General features: G+C 63.8%; 11 protein-coding genes. All 11 read right to left on the bottom strand.

The window, feature by feature from the left end:
- A partial coding sequence (locus C167_RS0113600) for a Tn3 family transposase (protein ID WP_017518826.1) occupies positions 1-1,674 on the bottom strand: 1,674 nt, incomplete at its 3' end.
- A 3-nt stretch (positions 1,675-1,677) separates the two neighbouring features.
- Complete coding sequence (locus tag C167_RS0113595; protein WP_010921730.1) at positions 1,678-2,238, bottom strand: recombinase family protein; 561 nt, start codon at positions 2,236-2,238, stop codon at positions 1,678-1,680.
- A 176-nt stretch (positions 2,239-2,414) separates the two neighbouring features.
- Entirely contained in the window at positions 2,415-2,990 is a 576-nt protein-coding gene (locus C167_RS0113590) for a recombinase family protein (RefSeq protein WP_001173919.1), read from the bottom strand.
- A gap of 126 nt (positions 2,991-3,116) precedes the next feature.
- Positions 3,117-3,398 carry a type II toxin-antitoxin system YafQ family toxin gene (locus tag C167_RS0113585; RefSeq protein ID WP_017518825.1) on the bottom strand — a complete coding sequence of 94 codons (282 nt, stop codon included), beginning with the start codon at positions 3,396-3,398 and terminating at the stop codon, positions 3,117-3,119.
- Positions 3,385-3,654 carry a type II toxin-antitoxin system RelB/DinJ family antitoxin gene (locus tag C167_RS0113580; RefSeq protein WP_017518824.1) on the bottom strand — a complete coding sequence of 90 codons (270 nt, stop codon included), beginning with the start codon at positions 3,652-3,654 and terminating at the stop codon, positions 3,385-3,387. The genes C167_RS0113585 and C167_RS0113580 overlap by 14 nt, the downstream gene beginning before the upstream one ends.
- Before the next feature lie 243 nt (positions 3,655-3,897).
- On the bottom strand, positions 3,898-4,887 hold the full coding sequence (locus C167_RS0113575; protein WP_003132006.1) for a DUF3330 domain-containing protein: 990 nt from the start codon (positions 4,885-4,887) through the stop codon (positions 3,898-3,900).
- Positions 4,884-5,120: a broad-spectrum mercury transporter MerE gene (merE, locus tag C167_RS0113570; protein ID WP_003132004.1), complete on the bottom strand. Its 237-nt coding sequence runs from the start codon at positions 5,118-5,120 to the stop codon at positions 4,884-4,886. The genes C167_RS0113575 and merE overlap by 4 nt, the downstream gene beginning before the upstream one ends.
- The gene (gene merD / locus C167_RS0113565; protein WP_000995360.1) at positions 5,117-5,482 is read right to left on the bottom strand and encodes a mercury resistance co-regulator MerD; all 366 of its coding nucleotides are present in this window, start codon (positions 5,480-5,482) and stop codon (positions 5,117-5,119) included. The genes merE and merD overlap by 4 nt, the downstream gene beginning before the upstream one ends.
- 17 nt (positions 5,483-5,499) lie before the next feature.
- Positions 5,500-7,185, bottom strand: a complete 1,686-nt coding sequence (merA, locus tag C167_RS0113560) for a mercury(II) reductase (protein WP_017518823.1) — start codon at positions 7,183-7,185, stop codon at positions 5,500-5,502.
- Positions 7,186-7,256: 71 nt separating this feature from the next.
- On the bottom strand, positions 7,257-7,532 hold the full coding sequence (gene merP / locus C167_RS0113555) for a mercury resistance system periplasmic binding protein MerP (protein ID WP_003131987.1): 276 nt from the start codon (positions 7,530-7,532) through the stop codon (positions 7,257-7,259).
- 12 nt (positions 7,533-7,544) lie between these two features.
- Positions 7,545-7,895 (bottom strand): mercuric ion transporter MerT, encoded by a 351-nt coding sequence (merT, locus tag C167_RS0113550; RefSeq protein WP_003131974.1) that lies wholly within the window; start codon positions 7,893-7,895, stop codon positions 7,545-7,547.
- Positions 7,896-7,939 lie beyond the last annotated feature (44 nt).

Genomic DNA, 7,939 nt, shown 5'->3' with positions numbered 1-7,939 from the left:
CACCGCCGCATCCAACGGGGTGATCTTCAGGCCGGACTCGGTGAGGATGGCATCGGGCAGCTCGTTGTCCTTGGCCAAGCGGGTGACGGTGGCCAACTGCTCGTCCAGCAGCTGCAAGCGCTCTTCCAGGTACTGGTCGCTGTTCGGGTTGATCGCCAGGGGCAGGGACTGATCCCGCTTGAGCGCGGCGAACTTGTCCGCCGGCAGCAGGTAGTCGTCGAAGTCGCGGAACTGCCGCGAGCCCTTGACCCAGATGTCGCCGGAGCGCAGGGCGTTCTTCAGCTCGGACAGCGCGCAGATTTCGTAGAAGCGCCGGTCGAGGCCTTCCGGGGTTACCACCAGCGGTTTCCAGCGCGGCTTGATGAAGGCCGTAGGGGCCTCGGCCGGCACCTTGCGCAGGTTGTCGGCGTTCATCTCGCGCAGGGTCTGCACGGCTGCCAGCACGCCTTGCGCGGCCGGGGCGGCGCGCAGCTCCAGCACTTCCAGCAGGGCCGGCGTGTACCGGCGCAGGGTGGCGAAGTTCTCGCCGACCAGGTGCAGATGATCGAAACCCTCCGGCCGGGCCAGCAGCTCGGCCTCGCTGACGCTCTCGGTGAACTCGTCCCAGGGAATCACCGCCTCGATGGCGGCATAGGGGTCGCTGCCGCTTTCCTTGGCCTCCAGCAGCGCCTGGCCGATCTTCGAGTAAAGGCGCACCTTGTCGTTGATTGCCTTGCCCTGCTTCTGGAACTGCTGCTGATGCTTGTGCTTCGCGCCGCTGAACAGCTTGACCAGGATGCGGTCGTGCAGATCCACCAGCTCATCAATCACAGTCGCGGTGCTCTCCAGCACTACGGCGGCCAGGGTCGCATAGCGCCGCTGCGGCTCGAACTTGCCAAGGTCTTTGGGCGTCATCTGCCCGCCCTCGCGGGCCAGCTTGAGCAGTCGGTTCTGGTGGATGTGCCGGCCGAGGCCTTCGGGCAAGTCCACCAGCTGAAATGTCTTCAGCCGTTCGATGTGTTCAAGCATGTGCCGGGAGTTGGGTTTCAGCGGTGCCTGCCGCAGCCAGGTCAACCAGGTGATGCTGCTGCCGGCCTTGAGCTTCAGCAGTTCGTCCAGCTTGGCACGGTGCGAGTCCGTGAGCGGCCCGACCAAGGCGCGGTAGACCCGGCGATTGGCGAGGGCAATGGCTTCCGAGCAGGCTCGATCAATCACGCTCAGCGCCGGCAGGATGCGCCGTTTCTGCCGGAGACTCTCCAGCGCCTGACCGGCCAGCAGCAAGCCCTTGTCGGTCTGCTGGGCCAGCTCGGTCAACTCGCGCACCAGGACGCGGAAGTCGGATAGGCCGAAGGGAGCCAGTTGCAGGTAGGTGCGCAGTTCTAGGGCGTGTTCGCGGCGGGTCACGTCGCGCTCACCGTACTTCGCCCAGCTCGCCGGATCGACCTGAACCTGCTTGGCCACCCACAGGATAACCGGCTCGGCCAGCTCGCTGTCGGTGCCCAACGCATAGCCAGGGTAGCGCAGCAGGCAGAGCTGCACCGCAAAGCCCAAGCGGTTGGCATCGCCGCGCCGCTGGCGGATCAGCGATAGATCGGAATCGTTGAAGGTGTAGTAGCGGATCAGGTCATCCTGGCTTTCCGGCAACGCAAGCAGGGTGTCCCGCTCCGTGGCCGAGAGGATCAAGCGACGCGGCATGTATCAGTCGTCCGTGCGGAGGTACTGGTAGAGGGTTTCCCGGCTGATGTTGAACTCGCGGGCAAGCTGCGCCTTGGGCTCGCCGGCCGTCGCTCGCTGCCGCAGGGTAGCAGCCTGCTCATCGGACAGGGCTTTCTTGCGGCCCCGGTACGCGCCACGCTGCTTGGCCAAGGTGATGCCCTCACGCTGCCGCTCGCGGATCAGGGCGCGCTCGAACTCAGCGAAGGCCCCCATCACCGACAGCATCAGGTTGGCCATCGGCGAGTCCTCGCCAGTGAACACCAGGCCCTCCTTCAGGAACTCGATGCGCACGCCGCGTTGAGTCAGCTTCTGTACCAAGCGACGCAGGTCATCGAGGTTGCGGGCCAGCCGGTCCATGCTGTGCACCACCACTGTATCGCCTTCGCGGACGAAGCTCAGCAGCGCTTCGAGCTGGGGGCGCTGGGTGTCCTTGCCCGATGCCTTGTCGGTGAACACCTTGCTCACCTGTGTCTGTTCCAGCTGGCGTTCCGGGTTCTGGTCGAAGCTGCTGACCCGGACGTAGCCGATGCGGTGCCCCTGCACGATGTCTCCTTGGTTGAAGGCGGCTTAAGTGCTCCTTCTGTTCCGTTGTGCCTCAAACCCCGTTTCTGTCAGGCTGAAATCTATGACCTTCGCAGGCATGTGTCAAAAAATGCGAAAGATGACTCTATTCTGACTAAGCGGCGCGTGTCGTTTTCAGAAGGCGACTGCATGAAATATCAGGAGTCGGCTGCACTGCCAGAACTGGCCGCCTGCAAGGCAGCGTAGAGAGCGGTTTTTCCTACCTTGAGGCGTGCGGCGGCCTCGCGGACATTCAAGCCGTTGGCGACAAGCTCCCGCGCTCGTTGCAACTTGTCGGCAGTGACAACCGGCTTGCGTCCGCCTTTGCGCCCGCGTGCGGCGGCAGCGGTCAACCCGGCCTTAGTGCGCTCGCGGATCAGGTCGCGCTCGAACTGGCCCAGCGCACCGAACACATGGAAGATGAGCCGTCCGCCCGGCGTGGTGGTGTCGATGTTTTCAGTCAACGAGCGGAAGCCGACGCCCCGTGCTTCCAGCTTGCCGACCGTCTCAATCAGGTGCGGCAGGGAGCGGCCAAGCCGATCCAGCCGCCAGACGACCAGCACATCGCCATCGCGCAGATAAGCCAGCGCATCGGCCAAGCCGGGCCGGTCTGCCTTGGCCCCGGATGCCGTGTCCTCGAAAACCCGTTCGCAGCCTGCATTGCGCAGCGCATCCGTCTGCAAGGCGGTGTCCTGTTCCGCCGTCGATACCCGCGCATAGCCGATGAGTGCCATTTCCGCCCATTTGTCCGTTATACCGTCCGCCTATCTTATTGTCCGTCATCCCGTTGCGCAAGATGTTTTCGGACAGGCGTCCGGTTTGGCCGCCTAATGATCGTTTGACGGACAAGGCGGCTGGCGTCAGCCGAAAAGCTCGCTGTGCGAGCCAAGCCGCGCCAGGCGCAGGATGTCGGGATCGGACTTGCGGTAGATCAGCAGCAGGTCGGGCTTGATGTGGCATTCACGGTAGCCCGCCCAATCGCCGGAAAGGTCGTGATCGCGGTAGCGCGCATCGAGGGGCTGATCGGTCGCCAGCGCGACCAATACCGGCTTGAGCGCGTCATCGAGCGTGGCGCGGTGCTGGCCCTTGGCCTCGCGCTTGTAATCGCGTTTGAACGCGGAGGAACGGTCAATCGTCCGCATGCAAATCCGCCATCAGATCGTCCACGCTGGTGAACTTCTTGCCCTTGCCCGCTTCCAGTTCGGCAATGGCCTTCTTGGTGGTGGCATTGGGCACCTTCACATCGAAGGGCAGGCGGTGTTCGTCGGCGATGCGCAGCATCAGCAGGCGGATGGCGTCGGAAATCGACAACCCCATTGCTTCGAGCGCGCTGGCGGCACGCTCCTTGGTGTTGGTGTCGATGCGGGCGCGGACGTAGGTGTCGGCAGTGGTACTCATGGTAATTCTCCGGGAACGATTCAGATACTCACATTGTAGTCACAATGCGACCACATAACAAGGCCGCATCGTGCAGGGGAGTTCTGAGCAATTCCGGCCCCTTGCGGTACTTCGTGCATAGGACTGCTGACACGGCCCGTTCAGAAGTCGGCTGCACACCGGTCGGGCCTGCCCCGCGAACTGGTGCAGTCGTCTTCTGAAAATGACAGCGCGGCCCTGCCTGACATCCAGTTAGGGTATGCCTCAATCTGACGGTAGCGAGTCGCAGGCGTTCGGATCGGCATCGGTTTCGTTCCCTGTCTTGGCACGCGCTTCGAAGCGTTGATAACACTCCAACCCGCAGAAGTGCTCGACGTATTCCGCGCCTTCCGGGGTGAAGGCGGCATCGAGCGGGATTTCCTTGCAGCACACGCAGCAACTGGTGGTGGTCGAGTCACTTGCATTCATGGTGGCACCCCTCCATTGACTGACGAAGACGGCGAATGCCGCCGCCGGCATTGGCTTCGCGAACAGGAAGCCTTGTCCTGTGTCGCAGTCCGCTTGTCGCAATAGATCAAGACTCGCCGATGTTTCCACGCCTTCAGCCACCACATCCATGCCCAGCCCGTGCGCAAGCTGAATCACGGTGTGCACGATGGTTTGGTCGCGGCGGTCGTTGGCGAGCCCGGCGACAAACGATTGGTCGATCTTGAGCGTGCTGATTGGGCAGCACTTCAGATGTTGCAGACAGGAATACCCCGTCCCGAAGTCATCGGCGGCGAAGCGCACACCGATCTGCCGCAAGGCGTCCAGGGCGGGGAAGATCGCCGGATCACCAAACGCGACCGATTCGGTCAGCTCGATTTCGAGATACTCGGCGGGCAACTCGGCATCAGCCAGCACGCCCTTTACCCACCCGTCGAAGTCCGGTCCCACTTGGCTCGCCGAAACATTGACGGCCAGCCGGAACGGTCGCCATGCCAGCATTCGCCAGTCACGCATCTGGCGGCAGGCTTCGCCCAGCACCCAAGCGCCGATTTCAGGCATCAGGCCGGACGATTCGACCACGGGCAGGAACTGGCCCGGTGGCAATAGTCCAAGCGTCGGATGACGCCAGCGCAACAGGGCTTCCGCGCCGACAATCCCACCACTGCGCAGATCGACGACGGGCTGGTAGTGCAGTTCAAGCTGCCCGCGCTCGACCGCTTGGGCCAGTTCCGGCGTCGTCCATCCATCCGGCCGGAAAGCGCTCATTCTCTTTCCCTGAATGCCCGCAACGCCCGCGACAGGGACAGAAGGAACAGGCCGGTCAAACCGAGCGCCGCGATGACCCAATGCTCGCCGAGGAAAGCACCGGCGGTTGTGCCGGCCAGCACGACAGCGAGGATGGGCAGGTGGCAGGGGCAAGTCAGCACAGCCAGTCCGCCCCACAGGTAGCCGGTGATCGGTTTGTGCGTCTCGGACGGCAAGCGCTCGGGGTTGTTCATGGCAGACTCTCCGCGTGCTGTGCCGGCTCGGTCGGCAGGGTGGCCAACTGCACTTCCAGATCGGCCAACGCTTCGCGCCGACGCTCGACGAACTGACGCAGCAGGGCAAGCTGCGCGGCCGCTTCGTCGCCGTCCGCCGCATCCAGCGCCCGGCACAGCCGCGCCAGCGCGTCGAGGCCGATGCCCGCCTCGAAGGCCGCCCGCACGAAGCACAGCCGTTGCAAGGCGGCGTCATCGAACAAGCCGTAGCCGCCTGGTGTGCACGCCACCGGGCGCAGCAATCCGCGCAGCAGGTAGTCGCGCACGATATGCACGCTCACCCCGGCATCAAGAGCCAGCCGGGACACCGTGTAGGCGTTCATTGAACACCTCCTTTTTCTCACCCGGCGCAGCAGGAAAGCTGCTTCACATCCTTGTTGAAGGTCTGCGCCGCGAGCTTCAACCCCTCGACCATCGTCAGGTAGGGGAACAACTGGTCGGCCAGTTCCTGCACCGTCATGCGGTTGCGAATGGCCAGAGCCGCCGTCTGGATCAGTTCACCCGCTTCCGGCGCGACCGCCTGTACGCCGATCAGCCGATGGCTGCCTTCCTCGATAACCAACTTGATGAAGCCGCGTGTGTCGAAGTTGGCGAGCGCACGCGGCACGTTGTCCAAGGTCAAGGTGCGGCTGTCGGTCTCGATCCCGTCGTGGTGGGCTTCCGCCTCGCTGTAGCCCACGGTCGCCACTTGCGGATCGGTGAACACCACGGCCGGCATTGCGGTCAGGTCGAGCGCCGCATCGCCGCCGGTCATGTTGATCGCGGCACGGGTGCCGGCCGCTGCCGCCACATAGACGAACTGCGGCTGGTCGGTGCAGTCGCCGGCCGCGTAGATGTTCGGGTTGCTCGTGCGCATGCTTTGGTCGATGGCGATGGCACCTTGCGCATTGACAGTGACCCCCGCTGCGTCCAGCGCGAGGCTGCGCGTGTTCGGTGTCCGACCGGTGGCAACCAGCAGTTTGTCGGCGCGCAATTCACCGTGCGTGGTGGTCAGCACGAATTCACCGTCCATATGGGCGACCTGGCTGGCTTGCGTGTGCTCCAGCACCTCGATGCCCTCGGCACGGAAAGCGGCTGTCACCGCCTCGCCGATGGCCGGGTCTTCACGGAAGAACAAGGTATTGCGCGCCAGGACCGTGACCTTGCTGCCCAGCCGGGCAAAGGCTTGCGCCAGCTCCAGCGCCACCACCGACGAGCCGATTACGGCAAGGCGTTCGGGAATGGTGTCGCTCGCCAGGGCCTCGGTGGAAGTCCAGTAGGGTGACTCTTTCAAGCCCGGAATCGGCGGGACCGCCGGGCTGGCACCCGTGGCGACCAGGCAGCGGTCGAACATCACGACGCGCTCGCCACCCTCGTTCAAACGGACGGTAAGGCTCTGGTCGTCCTTGAAGCGCGCCTCACCGTGCACAACGGTGATGGCCGGATTACCGCCCAGGATGCCTTCGTACTTGGCGTGCCGCAGTTCGTCGACGCGGGCCTGCTGCTGGGCCAGCAGCTTACTGCGGTCAATCGTAGGCACAGTTGCCGCAATACCGCCATCGAACGGGCTTTCCCGGCGCAGATGGGCGATGTGGGCGGCGCGGATCATGATCTTGGACGGCACACAGCCGACATTGACGCAGGTGCCGCCGATGGTGCCGCGCTCGATCAGCGTGACCTGCGCGCCTTGCTCGACGGCTTTCAGCGCCGCCGCCATCGCGGCTCCACCGCTGCCAATGACCGCTACCTGCACCGGGGGCTCGTTGCCACTGTGCTTTTCGGCGGCGGCCATCCATCCCCGCACCTTGTCGAGCAGTCCGACGCGGTTGTCCGCCAGTGGCGCATCGGCTAGCGTTGCCTTGTAGCCCAGTCCGGCCACGGCGGCAGTCAGCGCGTCCGGCGATGTGCCCGGCACGATGGCGAGTTGCGCTGTGCCCTTCGGATAGGACACCAGCGCCGACTGCACGCCTGGCACTTTTTCCAGCGCTTCCTTGACGTGCGCCGCGCACGAGTCGCAAGTCATGCCGGTGATTTTTAGATGGGTCATGCAACAGATCCTTTATCGTTTGTGGCGCCAGACAATGACGTCCGTTGTGCTGCGGTGCCGTTTTCAGTGACTCACTGCTTGACGCTGGACGGATAGCCCGCGTCTGCGGTTGCCTTGGTCAGCTTCTGCACGCTGGTCTTGGCATCGTCGAAGGTGACGACCGCTTGGCGTGTCTCGAAAGTCACGTCAACTTTGCTGACGCCTTCGACCTTGGAAATCGCCTTCTTGACAGTGATCGGGCAGGCGGAGCAGGTCATGCCCGGTACGGACAGCGTGACGGTCTGGGTGGCGGCCCAGACGGGGGCAACAACGGCGGCGAGGGCGAGGGAGGCAAACAGTTTCTTCATGGTGAACTCCGATCAGTAGAAAAATGGCATGACGTAGGGAAATCCGAGCGCGACCAGAACCAGCGCGGCCACGATCCAGAAAATGAGCTTGTAAGTAGCTCGCACTTGGGGAATCGCGCAGACCTCACCCGGTTTGCAGGCCGCTGCCTGCCGGTAGATGCGCCGCCAGGCGAAGAACAACGCCACCAGCGCCACGCCGATAAAGATGGGGCGATAGGGTTCCAACACCGCCAAGTTGCCGATCCAAGCGCCGCTGAACCCCAAGGCGATCAGAACCAACGGCCCGAGGCAGCAAGCCGAGGCGAGGATGGCGGCAAGCCCTCCAGTGAAGAGCGCGCCGCGCCCGGTTTTTGGTTCAGACATGCGCTTGTCCTTTCGAATTGAAATTGGATAGCGTAACCTTACTT

Source organism: Pseudomonas nitroreducens TX1, assembly GCF_000313755.1.
Lineage (GTDB): Bacteria > Pseudomonadota > Gammaproteobacteria > Pseudomonadales > Pseudomonadaceae > Pseudomonas > Pseudomonas nitroreducens_A.
The sequence above is the reverse complement of the archived record's forward strand: the minus strand, read 5'-3'. Positions and strand labels throughout refer to the sequence as shown.

Coding starts and splice junctions, on each gene's coding strand:
- merA (WP_017518823.1), bottom strand. CDS start 7,185: ATGACCCATCTAAAAATCACCGGCATGACTTGCGACTCGTGCGCGGCG.
- merD (WP_000995360.1), bottom strand. CDS start 5,482: ATGAACGCCTACACGGTGTCCCGGCTGGCTCTTGATGCCGGGGTGAGC.
- merP (WP_003131987.1), bottom strand. CDS start 7,532: ATGAAGAAACTGTTTGCCTCCCTCGCCCTCGCCGCCGTTGTTGCCCCC.
- C167_RS0113580 (WP_017518824.1), bottom strand. CDS start 3,654: ATGAGTACCACTGCCGACACCTACGTCCGCGCCCGCATCGACACCAAC.
- C167_RS0113590 (WP_001173919.1), bottom strand. CDS start 2,990: ATGGCACTCATCGGCTATGCGCGGGTATCGACGGCGGAACAGGACACC.
- merT (WP_003131974.1), bottom strand. CDS start 7,895: ATGTCTGAACCAAAAACCGGGCGCGGCGCGCTCTTCACTGGAGGGCTT.
- C167_RS0113585 (WP_017518825.1), bottom strand. CDS start 3,398: ATGCGGACGATTGACCGTTCCTCCGCGTTCAAACGCGATTACAAGCGC.
- merE (WP_003132004.1), bottom strand. CDS start 5,120: ATGAACAACCCCGAGCGCTTGCCGTCCGAGACGCACAAACCGATCACC.
- C167_RS0113575 (WP_003132006.1), bottom strand. CDS start 4,887: ATGAGCGCTTTCCGGCCGGATGGATGGACGACGCCGGAACTGGCCCAA.